The organism is Microbacterium sp. UBA1612, assembly GCF_002321605.1.
Lineage (GTDB): Bacteria > Actinomycetota > Actinomycetes > Actinomycetales > Microbacteriaceae > Microbacterium > Microbacterium luteum.
Genome location: NZ_DCMW01000037.1, coordinates 58,010 through 72,561, shown reverse-complemented (window position 1 = coordinate 72,561; position 14,552 = coordinate 58,010). Strand labels below are relative to the sequence as shown.

Sequence of the window (14,552 nt, the reverse complement as noted above, 5' to 3'; positions counted from 1 at the left end):
ACCCAGCCGGTGTTCACCCAGTTGTCCCGGGTGCTCGAGGCGAACCCGTGCACGAGCATCACCGTCGGCTGCCCTTCGTCACCCCAGGTGTACGTGGCGAGGCGGAAGCCGTCCTCGGACATCACGAAGGTCGGGGCGGGCACGTCGGTCAGCGAAGTCGCGGCACTCACGCATCCATTCTCGCGCCGAACACGTTCCGGGCCCCAGACGCCGGCGGGACAAGCGACAGATCCCGCCGGCCGCTTCCGGGCTCCCCCAGTTGTGCCCGGTGCGTCGTCTGGTGCATCGAGTCTCACACCGGGACGTCCCCCGCGCTTCCGGGGGAACCCCTAAACCTCTCGAACCCGCATCCGGGGTTCCGTCCCGCCCCGCCGCCCCGTCGCCCCGCCGCCGCCTCGCAGCCCCGGCCCGCCGCCCCGGTCCCGCCACGCTGCCGCCGCCCGCCCCGCAGCCCCGGTCCCGCCGTCTCCGTGCCGCAGCCTCGCCCCGCTACAGCCCGGCCCCGCTGCCGCCGCCTCGGCGTGCCGTAACTCAGGCTGCAGGAGTGAAGACGCCCCGAAACGCCACCAATCAGGCCTCACCGTCCTCCTCAGCCTGAGTTAGTGCCACAGCCCCAGATCCGCCCCGACGCCGCCCCGCTGCCGCCGCCTCGGCGTGCCGTAACTCAGGCTGCAGGAGTGAAGACGCCGCGAAACGCCACCAACCCGGCTCGACCGTCCCCCTCAGCCTGAGTTAGTGCCACAGCCCCAGATCCGCCCCGACGCCGCCCCACCCTCGGGCGGCCGCGCCAGGCGGCACGACGCCGAACCCCGGGAACCCGGAGGCCCGAAGACCGGAGGCCCGAAGACCCGCCGAACCGTTCACCGGCCCGCGGTGCCGCAGCCCCCGCGTGTCCCAATTCAGGCTGAGAGGGTGGCGACACCGCGAATCGGCCCGAATCCGGCATCGCCGCGCCCGCCAGCCTGAGTCAGTGCCACGACTCCGACTCCCACTCCAACGCGGAAGCCCGCCGCCGCCCCACCATCGGCAGTCACGCAGACATCGGCCGCCACGCAGGCCGCACGAGGCCCCGTCCCTCGACCCCGAGGCGCCCGAGCCGTAACCGCGGCCACGCCGCGGGCTCTCGCGTACCCCAACTCAGGCTGCAGGAGTGACAACGTCGCGAAACGACCCAAAGTCGGCCTCACCGTTCCGCTCGGCCTGAGTTAGTGCCCCTCCACGCGGGACGCAGAACCGCCGACGCCAACGCCAACACGGACACCGATACGGACACCGACACCGACGCAGACACGGACACGGACACGGACACCGACACGGACGCAGCACGGACACCGATGCGGACACGGACACGGACACCGACACCGACGCGGACGCAGACGCGGACGCAGACACCGAAGCGGACGCGGAAGCGGATGCCATCGAGGCCGCCCCAGGGGCCGACACCCGTGCGCCCGCACGTCACCGACACGAACGCCGGCCGGCACCGGGGCCGACGCTCGGCGGACGGCCCTGGTGCAAACTGACACGGGCGGCCCCACCGGCAGACGCGATCCGCCGTTCACCGGCGCGTTCGGGTCGCGTTACCGATTCGTAACCCCGCCCGAGGTCTCCCATAGCACCTGCATAGGCGAGCGGCGTTCTCTGGAACTCCCGACACCACCCGTCAGGAGAATCCCGTGGAACTGTTCACCGTCATCGCCCTCGATCTCATCGCCATCGCCGTCCTGGCGTTCGCCGTCTACTACCCCCGGCACCGGCGACGAGACCTCGCCATCGCCTTCGTCGGCGTCAACGTCGGCGTGCTGGCGGTGTCGATGGTGCTCACCGATTCGACCGTCACCGCCGGCCTCGGCCTCGGCCTGTTCGGCGTGCTGTCGATCCTCCGCCTGCGCTCCCGGGAGATCGAGCAGAGCGAGATCGCCTACTACCTCGCCGCCCTCGCCCTCGGTCTGATCGCGGGCCTGTCGGGCGCGGCCACATGGAGTGCGATCGGCCTCACGGCGCTGATCGTCGGCGTGATCGCGATCGTCGACAGCCCCCTCGTGCTGCGTCGCTCGCGCGAGCAGACGCTCGTGCTCGATAGGGCCTACCCGGATGAGGATGACGCCCGAGCGGCCGTCGAGACACTCCTCGGCACAACCGTGCAGCGCGTCACCGTGCGCGGACTCGACCTCGTCTCCGACACCACCACGGTAAACGTGCGGTACGCCCTCCCCCGCCGCGGAGCCTCGCCGCGTCGCCGCAGCACGCATGACAGCTCCACGCCCTCGGAGCGCGACAGCGCGCCCGACACGGTCGCCCACACCTGGCAGGTGGCCCGATGAACGCCCTCGCCGCACTCGGCGGCCTGCGCACCGTGGGCCTGGATGAACTCAACGCCCGGGCGGAGCTGCAGACCCGTGTCGACCGCAAGTACATCGTTCCGGCCCGCGACCTGCCGGCGGTGCTGCATGCCCTTCCCACTGGCAGTGACGTCCTCGAAATCGGCGGAGAGAACGCGCTCCGCTACGCCTCGCAGTACTTCGACACGCCCACCCTCGACAGCTTCTACGGCGCGGTGCGCGGACGCCGCCGCCGCTTCAAGGTGCGCGCACGCACGTATCTGGATTCGGGCGGATCGTTCCTCGAGGTGAAGACCCGAGGTGCACGCGCCGCCACCGTCAAGGACCGGGTGCCGGTCACCGGCGACGAACTCGACGACGAAGCGGTCGCGTACGCCACCGACCTCCTCGCCGATGCCGGGATTCCCGGCGCGGCGCGCCTGGCCGAGAGGCTGCAGCCGACGCTCGTCACTCGATACCGCCGCGCCACGGTGCTGCTCCCGGCGACGCCGGGCGGCGACCCCTCGCGGGCGACGATCGACACCGAGCTCACGTGGATAGCCGCCGACGGCGCGGTCCTGCAGCTGCCGTCGTCCGTGATCGTCGAGACGAAGTCCGGGCAGCGTGCCGGCGCGCTCGACCGCGCGCTGTGGCGACAGGGCCACCGCCCCGCGAAGGTGTCGAAGTACGGCACCGGCATGGCCGCGCTGCACTCGGACCTTCCCGCCAACCCGTGGCACCGGGCGCTGAGTCGGCATTTCCGCCACGGAACCATCGCGAGGAGCACCGCACCCGGTACCGCCTCCGTCCCGGCGTGACACAGACTGACCGCCCTGCGCCACCGCGGCCCCGGCGCTCGTAGACTCGGCACGTGAGGACCATCGGCGTGCTCGGCGGGATGAGCTGGGAGTCCTCGCTGGAGTGGTACCGCCTCGCCAATGAGCGCGTGCGCGATCGCCTCGGCGGCTATCACTCCGCACGCATTCTGCTCGACTCCCTCGACTTCGCCGAGATCGAGGCCCTGCAGGCCGCCGGCGACTGGGTAGCAACGGCGCGGATCCTGTCCACCCGCGCACGCGCGCTGCAGGATGCGGGCGCCGACCTGATCGTGCTGTGCACCAACACGATGCACCTCGTCGCGGACGACATCGAAGCGGCCATCGACATCCCGTTCCTGCACATCGCCGACACGACCGCCGACGCGATCGCCGCGGCCGGGCTGCACACGGTCGGCCTGCTCGGAACGGCGTTCACGATGGAGCAGCCGTTCTACCGCGACCGCCTGGCCTCACGCGGCATCCGCGCCCTCGTTCCGAACGAAGCGGATCGGCGCACCGTGCACGAGATCATCTACGGCGAACTCGTGCACGGCGTCGTCACCGACGACGCGCGCGAGCGGTATCGCGACGTGATGGCACGACTGCACGACGCGGGCGCGGAGGGGATCATCCTCGGCTGCACCGAGATCGAGCTGCTCGTCACGCGCGGCGACAGTCCGGTGCCGGTCTTTCCGACGACGGCCCTGCACGTCGACGCCGCGGTCGCCTTCGCACTCGGCGCCGACGGCTCCTGACCGGGCCGGATCACCGTCCGCCGTCGATGAGGGCGAAGAGCTCGCCCGCTGCAGACCTCGCCGAGGCGACGAGCTCATCGCGCGACGCCGACGCGGCGGCCATCGCGACCACCGGGCGGTCGGCGTCCTCGGCCCAGCCGTCGATGTCGGGGCTCGGTCCGCAGAGCAGGACCCCGTCGACGTTGCGGGAGATCAACGCGTCCACACCCGCGCGGATCGCGACCGCCTCTCCGCCGGCGCGCACAACGACGAGCAGGGCGCCGTGCTCGTCCGCCACCTCGGCGACCGCCTCCGCCACAGCCGCGCACGCGGGGTCGGCGAAGGCCGGAACGACGAGACCGATCGTGGGCAGGATGCTCCCCTGACGCAGCGCGCGGGCAGCGCGGTTCAGCCGGTAGCCGGTGGCGGCGATCGCTTCGCGGATGCGCTCCTCCTGCTCCGGCGAGGTCTGCTGCTTCCCGTTGAGGATGCGCGAGATCGACATCCGGCTCATCCCGACGATGTCGGCGATGTCCTGGAGCGTAGCCTTTCGTCGCTGACCGGCCATGACCGGATTCTAGTCCGGGGCCAGAAAGCCCGGTCTGGCGTCAGGGCGTGGATGGCCGGAGGTTTGCGCAAGATCTCCCGAGCGGATGCGCGAATGTATCGGGATGGAAACGTTGGGTCGCTAACATCGCCGACGAGCGGACGCGGGTCGCGGGGGAAGCCGCTCGAGACGTCACTCGATCCTGGGGGATTACCGATGCATGCTCGCCGTTCGCGCCACTCTCGTCACCGCTCCCGCGTGCTCACGCCCTGGTATCGCCAGGAGGTGGGAGGCCTGCCGGTGTGGGCCATGATCGTCATCGCCCTCGCGGTGGCCGGCCTCATCGCGTTCACCGTGACGAACATGCCGGCATGACCGTCACGCATCCCGCCGGCCGGCGGTGAGGGCGCATCCGCCCGGCGGTCAGGAGGAGAGGATCGCAGCGATGCGCGTGCGCAGCTCTCGCGGCAGGAAGGGCTTCACGAGATAGTCGTCCGCGCCCGCGGCCAGAGCCCGCGCCCGGTCCTCGTCGGTTCGCCGCGCCGTGAGCATCACGATTCGCGTCGTGGCGAAGTCGACATCGGAGCGCAGCTCCTCGCACACCTCGATGCCCGTCTTGACCGGCATCATCCAATCGAGGAGAACCAGATCGGGATGCTGGGCGCGGGCGAGCTCGAGCCCCTCGCCGCCGTCGCGCCCCACCCTGATGTCGTATCCGTCGCGCGCGAGCACGTCGCGGACGAGCGATGCGACGTCTTCGTCATCCTCGACGATCAGCACCTGAGCCATGCGACACCTCCCTGGCGGGCGTCTGTTCAACCTACCCGGCGCGAGGCGAATCCTCGACTGCGGCACATCGCCCTTGATCCCAATGCCGAAGATGACCCATAATCGCCGCTACCCTCTGACCGTGGAGCGCTTGACCCCCGACACGCGCCTGACGCGGACACGCGCCGAGCGTCCGCAGACGCCGGCATGGCTGTGGATCGTCGCGGCCGTCGGGATCCTCGCCCTCGCGCTCCTCGGGGTCTCGTTCTCCGTGCCCGGCACCCCCCTGGCGGTGTGGTGGCCGGCCGCCGGCTTCTCGGTATGGTTCGCACTGAAGGCGGCGCCGCGTCAACGGTGGATCGCGGTCGTCGTCATCTTCGTCGTCACGACGATCGCCAACGCGCTCGCCGGTCGCGACGCGACGCTGTCGCTCATCTACGGTGCCGCGAACGCGCTGGAAGCCGCCCTCGTCGTCGAGCTGCTCGCTCAGCGCACCCGCATCACCGCGCGACGGGCGCATTTCCCGATCACGACCGGACGCCGATTCCAGCTCGACTCGGCGCACGCCGCACTCTACTTCGCCCTCGCCGCCGTCATCGGATCGGCCTCGACGGGCGTCATCGTGGGCGTCACCGCCGCGGTCGTGAGCGGCGCCTGGTCACCGCTGCCGGGTATCTTCGCGAGCGTTTCGCACTGCGCCGCGATCCTTCTGATCGCCCCGTTCGCCCTTCTCCCGCCAGCCCTGGCCACGCGGGTGAGCCGGGCGGAGATCGCCGCGCAGACCCTGCTCCTGGCCGGACTGATCGCGATCACGTTCACGGCGCTGACCAGCCTGCCGGGAGCCTTCCTCATCTTCGGTCTGTTCACGTGGGCGGTGCTGCGCTTCCCTCTCCGGGTGGTCTACCCGCAGGCGCTCGCCACCGCCGTGATCGTGCTCGTGCTCACCGTCCTGGGCGAGGGGGCTTTCGCCGACCGGGCGAACAGTCCACTGGAGACCGCCGCCGTGACGGTCGTGTTCATGACTCGCTCGCCGCGCTCACGGTGCTCCTGTCCTCCGCGCGCTACGAGACCCTCGCCCGGGCGACCGCCGCCCTCGAACTGACCCGTGCACAGGCCGAGGTGCAGCGCGAACGCGCCGCCGCCCTCGCCGACCGACTCGAACTGGAACGTCAGCGGCAGGATTTCGTCGCCACGACCAGCCACGAGCTGCGCACCCCGATCACGAGCATCCTCGGCTACAGCGATCTGCTCCGCGAGTCGGAGGCGGCCACCCCCGAGCGGGACTGGATCGAGATCATCCACCGCAACGCGAAGCGACTCGGCGATCTCGTCGAAGATCTTCTCGCCCTCGGCCACGGCGAAGCCGCGCCGAGCGCGCTCACCCCCGTGGACGTGGCCGCACCGGATCTGATCGCCGACGTTCTCTGCACCCACGAACCGCTGGCGATGGCCCGCCGACTCGACCTCGCCCACGCTGCACCGGCCGACACCGTGATGCGCGTCGATCGCGGCGACGCCCTGCGGGCCCTCGGAAACCTCGTGTCCAACGCGGTGAAGTTCACTCCGGAAGGCGGGAGGGTGCTCGTGGAAGCGTCGCGCGTGGACGGCGAGGTGGTGTTCACCGTCACCGACACCGGACCCGGGATGTCACCGGCCACCCTTGCTCGGGCCTTCGACCGGTTCTACCGCGCACCCGACGCCGAGACGCAGAACACCCCCGGCACCGGCTTGGGGCTCGCCATCGTCCGCGAACTCGCCGAGCGCAACGGCGGCCGGGTCGACCTCACCTCGCCGGAGCACGGCGGCTTGCGGGCGACGCTCGCGTTCCCGGCGGTTCCGCAGCACGCCGAGGCAGGAGCGCGGTGATCACCGCTGGCGTGACAGCTCGAGGGCGTCGTCTCAGCGCACCGCGATCGTCGGCGAGGTCGGATCCTCGAGCACCGACGTCGAGACCGAGCCGAGGAAGAACCGGGCGAGCGCGCCGCGGCCGTGCGTGCCGACGACGAGCAGTGCGGCATCCCGTGCCAGGTCGGTGAGCAGCTGCGCGGCGTCGGCTTCCTCGACCCGCGTGTGCACCTGCAGCTCGGGATGCGCCGCACGCACCCGCGCGAGGGCACGCTCAACGCGCTCGGTCGCGACCGGGCCGAGGTCGATCGGGGTGAGGCCGGCGGGGTCCGCCGAGCCGATCAGGTAGTCGCCGCTGCCGGTGAGATCTCCGGATACGGGCACCGGCAGCCACGCGCTGACGGCGATGAGCGGCTCCCCGCGGCTCAGGGCCTCGTCGGCCGCGAACGCGACGGCCGCCGGCGTCACATCCGAGTCGTCGATGCCGACCACGACGCCGTGTCGGCCAACGACCGAGCCGTGCGGCACGACGGCGACGGCGCTGTGCGCGCCGGAGACGACATGGCGCACGAGAGCGTCGTGGTGGTCGGCGTGGTCGTGTCCGAGCACGACCAGCGTCGCGTCCTCGGACATCGCCACGAGCCCGTGGGCGAGATCCCCCGTCACCGTCTGCGCATCCACGTCGACGGGGACTCCGAGGCGATCGACGATCTCGCGCACGCGCGCCGCCTCGGCCTCGAGCAGGATGCGCGCGGTCGGCACCGCCTCGTCATCGGCCCGTTCCGGCGAGGTCGCGACGAGCGTGAGCCGCGCCTCACGGGCCGCGGCGCGGGTCGCGGCCCAGGTCACGGCCCCCTCGGTCGACGCGGACTCGGTCACCGCCACCACGATGCGTTCGGTCATCGGACCCGCCCCCTTCCGCACCGCCGTCCGCGGCACCGTCACGCCGATGCTATCGACGGCGGCGGCGTGGCACATCCCGCGACGTGGCACACTCGACGACATGGAGGACTGGGTGGATGACGCCGCGGAACAGCTGGAGAAGCTCACCGGCGATCCGATGGCCGGGGCCGCCCGCGGCACGGTGACCGTGCTGACGGTGTCCGAGCCCGACGGCCGCGCTCGCTACCAGGAGTGCCGCCTGCGCCTGCGCGCGACCGGCGACGACGTCGCCGAGGCGATCGTCGAGACCGCCGTCGTCGTCGACCGCCGACACTGGCCCCGTGCGGGTGCGACACTCCCCGCGCGCATCTCGCGTACGCACCCGGGAACGATCGACGTGAACTGGGATGCGCTCGCGCGCGGCCGCTGAGCGCCGAGCCGGCCTAGGGGATGGCGACCGGAGGGGCGACCTTCCCGGAATCCACGTCGAACGGGATGACCGCGTCGAGGTCGACGGTGAGCCCGGCCGTGGAGCTGGCGCGGTTCGCCAGTTCGCTGAGCGTCGGGGCGTGCAGCGGTTCCGGAGCGGCCGATCCGAAGACGAAGCGCAGCGGGATCGACGGTTCGATCCAGAGAGTCGATCGCCCGCCCTCGTCGTCGGCGGCGTTGCGCCACGACATGGTGAAGCTCTCGTGACGACGGAGCTTGGTCGCGATGACGACCTTGAGGTGCGCGAGCAGGCGATCGGGGAACTCGATGGGATCGGGCAGATTGCCGTAGTAGAGGTGGCCCATGGGATGACATCCCTTCGCCTCGCGGAGGTTGCAGAGACCGGCTACGCGAGAACTGACGCCGATAGGTCAAACCCTACCTCTCATGCACGCGACCGGCACCCCGATGAGAGGGATCTCACCCGCATTCGTCGGCCCCGGGGTGGCCGAGCGCGCGCGGCTTCGATAGCGTGAGCGGATCGAGGACGCCGCGGCGACACCCCGACTCGCGATGCGGAGCCGTCCTCCCGATCTGCGGAGTGGTGTGCGCGTGATGTCACGACGACGGCGAAGGCTGTTCGGCCTTCCCGCGATCGTCGTCGGCGGCGCCCTCATGCTCCCCGGATGCTGGTCGCTCGCCGACGGCGCCACCGAGTACGACGCGACGGCGGGTATCGACATCGACGGCGAGATCGATGCGACCGTCGAGGGCGTGGCAGAGGACCGTCCGCCCGCCGCCGATCCGGCCCCGACCGATCCCACGCCGCCTCCCGCTCCCGATCCCCTGCCCCCGGAGCGTTCGGACACGGCGCCCATCGGCGAACGAGAACCCGATTCGCGCGATTCCGTGGCGACTCCGGAACCTCCGACTCCGACGTCGCCGCGTCCGGCTTCTCCGCCGCCGGCTGCGCCGGCGACGACCGATCCGTCACCCGCACCTCCACCCGCCGAGAAGGAGGCAGACGAGGAAGCCCCTCCGGAAGAGGACGAAGCCCCTCCGGAAGAGGAGGAGCCCGCGGACAACGAGGCAGACGCGGGCAGCGACGGCGACAGCGACCCGGAGGATGACCTCGCCGCTGAGGAGCCGGAGTCGAGCGACGATGCCCCGGTGGAGGTCCCGTCGACCGAGGCGGATGCGGACGCGCCGAGCGGCGCCGACGCTCCGCCGAGCGCCGTCGAGGACGAACCGGGATCGGTCGAGAAGGACCCATGCGAGCCTGCGGGTCATCCCCTCGGCACCTGACGGCCTGACCGAAACGGACAGCGACCCCGGCACTGGGGTCGCCGGGGTCGCTCTTCCGCTTTCGAATGGAGCGGTCGGATACCCGAAATCCGCCGGTCCGCATCAGCGGGGAGATGCTTCGTCGACGACGATACGTCGCAAGGCGCGGATGCGTCTGTCATCCGTTCGGGGGACAAGACCGAGCGATCCGCGTGATCATGCGGTTCGCGCGACCGCCGATGAGAGGATTCTCACCCCTCCGCGACCGCAGGGCCGGCTGGTGCGACGCGATCGGACACGACGCACCGCCGTGCTACCGTGCGGCGCATGGGGAGTCGGCGCACGGTCTCGATCGTCGCGCGCAGAACGTCCGTCCTGGCCGCCGCCGCGCCCACCGCCACCTCGTCGCAGCGCACCTACCGCTACCTCCGCATCGGCACCGCCGCGACCGTCGTCGCGATCTTCACGGCCGTCGCCTCGGCGAGCACCACGGTGGGCGTTCTGCCTTCCGTGAGCGCGTACTACTACTCCCCCGCTCGCGACGTGTTCGTCGGCGCCCTGATCGCAGCCTCCCTCGCGCTGTTCGCCCTGTCGGGGCGCGGTCCGTCCCGGGCGCTCCTCGACGCAGCGGCGCTGTTCGCCCCGCTCATCGCGCTCGTGCCGACGACGCCGCCGGCGTCGGGCGCCGCGGTCGAGACCGGCACGTCCGTCGTGACCTACGTCGTCATCGGTGCGATGGCCGTGGCCATCGCCATCGTCCTCACCGCGGCGAGGAGCACCGACCGGATCGGCGCAGGGATCAGCGTCGGCGCCGCCGCGGCCGTGCTCACCGCGGTCGCGGCGACGGCGTGGACGGCGCCTGACGCGTTCGCCCGCTGGGCGCATCCGATCGCGACGCTGGTCTTCTTCGCACTGATCGCCGCCGTCGCCGTGCTCGCGGCGACCACGCGCGCCGACCCCGTCGCCCCGTGGATGCGCGCCGGCTACATCGCCATCGCGGCGCTCCTGGTGGTGACCGGCATCGCCTACGGAGTGATCACCGCGACCGGGTACGACGCCGGCCTGCCTCCGGTGCTCGTGTGCGAGGTCGCCGCGCTCACGCTCTTCCTCGCCTTCTGGGTGCTTCAGACGGTGCAGTGGTGGAACGATCCCGATCCGGCGATCCGAGCGTGATCGCGCGGCAGGCGGCGATCGAGCCCGCACACGACACGGTCGGAAGTGAGTACCGCAAGATGAGCGCAAGGAATGTGAGACAATTCAGCCACGCCGCGGATGGGGATGCGGCCAGGTTCGGATCGTGAGTTCCAGCGGGGGAGGCGAGAGATGACGACAGCCGACCGCCGTACCGCGGTGATCATCGAGGACGACCCCGACATGCGCGCCGTGATCGCGGAGGTGTTCGTGGGCGCCGGCTTCGAGGCGGTGCCCGTCGCCGACGGCGAGGAGGGCGTACGCGCCGTCGTCGAACGCGACCCCGATGCCATCACCATCGACATCTCCATCCCCGGGATCGACGGCTTCGAAGCCGCGCGCCGCATCCGTGCGGCGTCCGACGCCTACATGTTCATCATCTCCGGGCGCGCCGACGAGGTCGACGCCGTTCTCGGCCTGAGCGCCGGCGCCGACGACTACATCGCCAAGCCGTTCCGTCCCCGCGAACTGCGCGCCCGCATCGATGCCCTCGCCCGCCGCCTCGAGCGGCAGGAGAAGGCGGCGCCGAACGCTGTGGCCGCACCGGTCGAGCTGCTCGCGCACCGCGACGTCACCCTCGATGCCGACAGCCGGATGGTCTCCCTCGGCACCGACGACCCGGGCCTGACCCGCAGCGAGTTCGACCTGCTGGCGGCTCTGCTGCGCACGCGGCGCCGCGTGCGCAGCAAGGCAGAACTGGCTCGCATGCTGCGCGGCGACCCCACCGAGGACACCTACGTCAGCGACGCCGACGAGCGCGCCGTCGAAGCGCACATCACCAACCTGCGCCGCAAGCTCGGCGACAGCTCGGCCGCACCGCGCTACATCGAGACGGTGCGAGGCGTGGGCTATCGCCTCACCGAAGCCGACGGCGACGCCTCCGCGGCGGCAGCCGGGTAGGCGGCATGCGGGGGCCCGGCGACACGACCGCTGCCGCGCGCACGACCCCCGCCGGGTCGAAGCGCGCCGTCAGCACGCGCACACGGTCGATCTGGCTGTGGCAGCTCGTGCTGGCCGCGGCGGTCGTGGTGATCATGCTGGTGATCACGACGCTCGACCGCGACCGGCTCACCGAGCCGCCCCTCATCGTCGGCGCGACGATGCTGATCCTCATCAGCGCCGCGGTGATGTTCATCCCGTGGGATCGCCTGTCCCGCGACGCGGTGGTGGCCGTGCCACTGGTGGACACCTTCGCCGTCGGGGTGATGTCGCAGGGCGGTGAGCTGCGGCTGGAGTTCCTCTGGTGCTTCCCGGTGGCGTGGATCGCCACGCACTTCCCGGCGAGGTGGCTCGGGGCCGCCTTCGCGCTCATCTCCGCCGTCATCCTCTTCGAGGCGGTCGGGGCGGGAGCGACCTCGAGCATCACCCTGCGGTTCGCGATCGTCGTGCTGTGTCTGGCGTTCCTCGGGGTGCTCTTCCGCCAGATGTCGCGCCGCACGACGGCCATGAAGTCCCTCCTGCGCAGCCAGGCCGACAGGACCCAGCGCACCCTCGCCCGCGTGTCGGCGCAGCAGGAGCGCGCCACCCAGATGTTCGACGGCGTGCCGATCGCCATCGCGCGGGTGACCCCCAACGGCGACCTCGTCTCGCCCAACGCCGCCTACCTCACCCTCTACGGCATCGACCCCGACGATCCGACGCAGCCCCCTCGCACGGTCGACTACGAGTCGCAGCGCGGTCGGGCGCTCTCCGCCGACGAGCGGCCCGTGCATCGCGCTGCCCGCGGCGAGCATCTCGACGGCGAGCGCGGCTGGGTGTTCGACACCACGGGGCAGTGGCGTGCGGTGTCCGTCTCGACGCGGCCGCTGCCTCCGGTGGGCGATGAGAGCCCCAGCACGCTGCTCATGGTCCAGGACGTCACCGAGCTCACCCAGGAGCGGCGCGGACGCGAGAACCTGGCCGCGGTGGTCTCCCACGAGCTGCGCACCCCCATCACCGTCATGCTCGGCAATGTCGACCTCATGCGCGACGACGACAACCTCACCCCCGAGCAGACCGGACGCCTCGACACGATCGACCGGGCTGCCGAGCGGATGCTCGCCCTCATCTCGAGCATCCTCACCACCGATCGCGACACGTCGGTGCCGCACGAGCCGGTCTCCCTCGTGTCGCTGCTGCGCGAGTCCGTCACGTCGTTCTCGGCCGCCGCGCGCACCCGCGACCAGTCGCTCACCCTCGACATCGCCGGCACCTTCCGCCTGGCCGGCGACGCCTTCCGCCTGCGTCAGCTCATCGACAACATCCTCAGCAACGCCGTGAAGTACACGCCGAACGGCGGCACCATCCGCGTCGCCGCCCGTACGCACGACCAGCAGATCGAGGTGTCGATCAGCGACAGCGGCCTCGGCATCGCCGAGGAGGACATCCCGCACCTGTTCGACGACTACTTCCGCGCCCAGGAGGCCGTGGGAAGCGGCCTCCCCGGCTCGGGACTCGGCATGGGGATCGCCAAGGCCATCGCCGAGGCCCACGGCGGCACCATCCGCGTCGAGAGCACCGTCGGACGCGGCACCACCGTCACCATCACCCTCCCGGAGGACACCGCGTGAACTCTGCCGTCGCCCTGAACCTCGGAATCAGTCAAGCCACCGTCGCGACCCTCGCGACGGCCCTGATGATCGGTCTGGGATTCCTGCGCCGACCCTCGGCGGCCACGGCGCTGTGGTCGATGGCGTTCGTGCTCGCGATGATCACCTCCTATGCCTCGATCAGCGCCGAGGCGGCGACGCAGGAGTCCGCCCGCGTGGCCGCACTCGGTTTCATGCTGGGCGCGCCGGCGTTCATCTGGAGCGGCCTGCGCGCCGCCCGGGGCGCGGCGTCCTTCGCCTGGATCGCGCCGCTGCAGGCTCTGGTGTCAGCCAGCGTGCTCGTGGTGCTCGCCGGCACGCCCGGGTACAGCACCGGGTTCGCGCTGCTCTACTTCGCGTCGTCGCTCGTGGCGGGGCTGACCGCGTGGGAGCTCTTCCGACGCCCCGACCGCGGCGGAGGGATGCTCCTGCCGCTCACCCTCGTCTCGGGCGTGTACACGCTGCTCGGAGCGCTCGTCGCGGTCGTCACGATCGCGACCGACCCGGCCGGCGGCGGCGACCTCGTACTGGTCCGCACGATCAACGCGGTCGCGATGATCGTCTACATGATCTGCGCACTGGTGTCGCTGCTCTTCCTGTCCGAGAACCGCGACGACGGCCTCAGCCGACGCGGGAACGACCTGCGACGCGTGATGCAGGACCGCCTCGCCCGCGCCGAGGACCGTGACGACACGGCGTGGTCGCTGCTGACGATGACCCTCGACGATGTCGGCGACATCCGTGCCGCCGCGGGCGAGGGTGCGTTCACCGCGACCATGGAGCGCCTGATCGCGGATGCACGCGCCACCTTCCCCGCCGAGTCCGACATCGGCCCGGGCGCCGGTCCGGGGTCGCTCCTCATCCTCGTCGCGCGCTCTGAAAACGAGGTCCGCGAGCACATGCGCGCGTTCCTGCGACGCCTGGGCACCATGCGGCCGGAGCAGCCGCTGGCCACGCAGCTGTCGGCCAGCATCGGATGGGCGCCGGTCCGCGAGGTCGGCTTCGATCTCGAAGCCCTCATCGCCGCCGCGGCCTCTGCCGAAGCAGAGGCGCGCGCCGCCGGCGGCGACGGCTGGTACCGCGTCGGGAATGCGCGGCGATCGGCCTTCCCCGCGATCGAGAAGGGCTCGACCCACAGCGGCTCCACACCGCCGGCCCCCTAGAGT

General features: G+C 71.4%; 16 protein-coding genes. 12 read left to right on the top strand and 4 right to left on the bottom strand.

Features of this window, described 5'->3' with window-relative positions; translation table 11 throughout:
* Nucleotides 1-1,676: 1,676 nt before the first annotated feature.
* The 3 genes from B3S45_RS14250 to B3S45_RS14240 are packed head-to-tail and all read left to right on the top strand — an operon-like array spanning nucleotide 1,677 to nucleotide 3,894.
* Complete coding sequence (locus tag B3S45_RS14250; RefSeq protein ID WP_286721420.1) at nucleotides 1,677-2,324, top strand: DUF4956 domain-containing protein; 648 nt, start codon at nucleotides 1,677-1,679, stop codon at nucleotides 2,322-2,324.
* A complete protein-coding gene (locus B3S45_RS14245) occupies nucleotides 2,321-3,139 on the top strand; it encodes a polyphosphate polymerase domain-containing protein (protein ID WP_286721419.1) in 819 nt (272 codons plus the stop codon). Before B3S45_RS14250 ends, B3S45_RS14245 begins: the two co-directional genes overlap by 4 nt.
* A gap of 53 nt (nucleotides 3,140-3,192) precedes the next feature.
* Complete coding sequence (locus B3S45_RS14240; protein WP_286721418.1) at nucleotides 3,193-3,894, top strand: aspartate/glutamate racemase family protein; 702 nt, start codon at nucleotides 3,193-3,195, stop codon at nucleotides 3,892-3,894.
* A 10-nt stretch (nucleotides 3,895-3,904) separates the two neighbouring features.
* Here the strand turns inward: B3S45_RS14240 and B3S45_RS14235 are convergent, their stop codons facing one another.
* Nucleotides 3,905-4,441: a LacI family DNA-binding transcriptional regulator gene (locus B3S45_RS14235; protein ID WP_286721417.1), complete on the bottom strand. Its 537-nt coding sequence runs from the start codon at nucleotides 4,439-4,441 to the stop codon at nucleotides 3,905-3,907.
* 195 nt (nucleotides 4,442-4,636) lie between these two features.
* Between B3S45_RS14235 and B3S45_RS14230 the strand changes: the two genes are divergently transcribed.
* The gene (locus B3S45_RS14230) at nucleotides 4,637-4,795 is read left to right on the top strand and encodes a hypothetical protein (protein WP_176759428.1); all 159 of its coding nucleotides are present in this window, start codon (nucleotides 4,637-4,639) and stop codon (nucleotides 4,793-4,795) included.
* A gap of 48 nt (nucleotides 4,796-4,843) precedes the next feature.
* Here the strand turns inward: B3S45_RS14230 and B3S45_RS14225 are convergent, their stop codons facing one another.
* Nucleotides 4,844-5,209 (bottom strand): response regulator transcription factor, encoded by a 366-nt coding sequence (locus tag B3S45_RS14225; protein ID WP_071044956.1) that lies wholly within the window; start codon nucleotides 5,207-5,209, stop codon nucleotides 4,844-4,846.
* A 121-nt stretch (nucleotides 5,210-5,330) separates the two neighbouring features.
* Between B3S45_RS14225 and B3S45_RS14220 the strand changes: the two genes are divergently transcribed.
* Both B3S45_RS14220 and B3S45_RS14215 read left to right on the top strand, forming a co-directional pair.
* Nucleotides 5,331-6,290, top strand: a complete 960-nt coding sequence (locus tag B3S45_RS14220) for a hypothetical protein (RefSeq protein WP_286721415.1) — start codon at nucleotides 5,331-5,333, stop codon at nucleotides 6,288-6,290.
* The gene (locus B3S45_RS14215) at nucleotides 6,230-7,054 is read left to right on the top strand and encodes a sensor histidine kinase (protein ID WP_286721413.1); all 825 of its coding nucleotides are present in this window, start codon (nucleotides 6,230-6,232) and stop codon (nucleotides 7,052-7,054) included. Before B3S45_RS14220 ends, B3S45_RS14215 begins: the two co-directional genes overlap by 61 nt.
* 33 nt (nucleotides 7,055-7,087) lie before the next feature.
* Here B3S45_RS14215 and B3S45_RS14210 read toward each other — a convergent pair whose 3' ends face one another.
* A complete protein-coding gene (locus tag B3S45_RS14210; protein WP_286721411.1) occupies nucleotides 7,088-7,936 on the bottom strand; it encodes a universal stress protein in 849 nt (282 codons plus the stop codon).
* 46 nt (nucleotides 7,937-7,982) lie between these two features.
* On the opposite strand from B3S45_RS14210, the gene B3S45_RS14205 reads away from it, so the two are divergent.
* On the top strand, nucleotides 7,983-8,345 hold the full coding sequence (locus B3S45_RS14205) for a hypothetical protein (RefSeq protein WP_286721409.1): 363 nt from the start codon (nucleotides 7,983-7,985) through the stop codon (nucleotides 8,343-8,345).
* A gap of 13 nt (nucleotides 8,346-8,358) precedes the next feature.
* On the opposite strand, the gene B3S45_RS14200 is transcribed toward B3S45_RS14205, so the two are convergent.
* On the bottom strand, nucleotides 8,359-8,709 hold the full coding sequence (locus B3S45_RS14200) for a hypothetical protein (RefSeq protein WP_071044952.1): 351 nt from the start codon (nucleotides 8,707-8,709) through the stop codon (nucleotides 8,359-8,361).
* A 247-nt stretch (nucleotides 8,710-8,956) separates the two neighbouring features.
* On the opposite strand from B3S45_RS14200, the gene B3S45_RS14195 reads away from it, so the two are divergent.
* The 5 genes from B3S45_RS14195 to B3S45_RS14175 all read left to right on the top strand — a co-directional run bounded on the left by B3S45_RS14195 (nucleotide 8,957) and on the right by B3S45_RS14175 (nucleotide 14,549).
* Nucleotides 8,957-9,649 (top strand): hypothetical protein, encoded by a 693-nt coding sequence (locus B3S45_RS14195; protein WP_286721407.1) that lies wholly within the window; start codon nucleotides 8,957-8,959, stop codon nucleotides 9,647-9,649.
* Nucleotides 9,650-9,955: 306 nt separating this feature from the next.
* Nucleotides 9,956-10,801 (top strand): hypothetical protein, encoded by an 846-nt coding sequence (locus B3S45_RS14190; RefSeq protein ID WP_286721405.1) that lies wholly within the window; start codon nucleotides 9,956-9,958, stop codon nucleotides 10,799-10,801.
* Nucleotides 10,802-10,951: 150 nt separating this feature from the next.
* A complete protein-coding gene (locus tag B3S45_RS14185) occupies nucleotides 10,952-11,719 on the top strand; it encodes a response regulator transcription factor (RefSeq protein WP_071044949.1) in 768 nt (255 codons plus the stop codon).
* 5 nt (nucleotides 11,720-11,724) lie between these two features.
* Complete coding sequence (locus tag B3S45_RS14180) at nucleotides 11,725-13,368, top strand: sensor histidine kinase (protein WP_083336534.1); 1,644 nt, start codon at nucleotides 11,725-11,727, stop codon at nucleotides 13,366-13,368.
* A complete protein-coding gene (locus B3S45_RS14175) occupies nucleotides 13,365-14,549 on the top strand; it encodes a hypothetical protein (protein WP_286721403.1) in 1,185 nt (394 codons plus the stop codon). The genes B3S45_RS14180 and B3S45_RS14175 overlap by 4 nt, the downstream gene beginning before the upstream one ends.
* Nucleotides 14,550-14,552 lie beyond the last annotated feature (3 nt).

What these genes read in the sequence shown, in the direction of transcription:
- B3S45_RS14180 (WP_083336534.1), top strand. Translation starts at nt 11,725, where the DNA reads ATGCGGGGGCCCGGCGACACGACCGCTGCCGCGCGCACGACCCCCGCC.
- B3S45_RS14200 (WP_071044952.1), bottom strand. Translation starts at nt 8,709, where the DNA reads ATGGGCCACCTCTACTACGGCAATCTGCCCGATCCCATCGAGTTCCCC.
- B3S45_RS14245 (WP_286721419.1), top strand. Translation starts at nt 2,321, where the DNA reads ATGAACGCCCTCGCCGCACTCGGCGGCCTGCGCACCGTGGGCCTGGAT.
- B3S45_RS14210 (WP_286721411.1), bottom strand. Translation starts at nt 7,936, where the DNA reads ATGACCGAACGCATCGTGGTGGCGGTGACCGAGTCCGCGTCGACCGAG.
- B3S45_RS14225 (WP_071044956.1), bottom strand. Translation starts at nt 5,209, where the DNA reads ATGGCTCAGGTGCTGATCGTCGAGGATGACGAAGACGTCGCATCGCTC.
- B3S45_RS14235 (WP_286721417.1), bottom strand. Translation starts at nt 4,441, where the DNA reads ATGGCCGGTCAGCGACGAAAGGCTACGCTCCAGGACATCGCCGACATC.
- B3S45_RS14185 (WP_071044949.1), top strand. Translation starts at nt 10,952, where the DNA reads ATGACGACAGCCGACCGCCGTACCGCGGTGATCATCGAGGACGACCCC.
- B3S45_RS14230 (WP_176759428.1), top strand. Translation starts at nt 4,637, where the DNA reads ATGCATGCTCGCCGTTCGCGCCACTCTCGTCACCGCTCCCGCGTGCTC.
- B3S45_RS14205 (WP_286721409.1), top strand. Translation starts at nt 7,983, where the DNA reads ATGCTATCGACGGCGGCGGCGTGGCACATCCCGCGACGTGGCACACTC.
- B3S45_RS14190 (WP_286721405.1), top strand. Translation starts at nt 9,956, where the DNA reads ATGGGGAGTCGGCGCACGGTCTCGATCGTCGCGCGCAGAACGTCCGTC.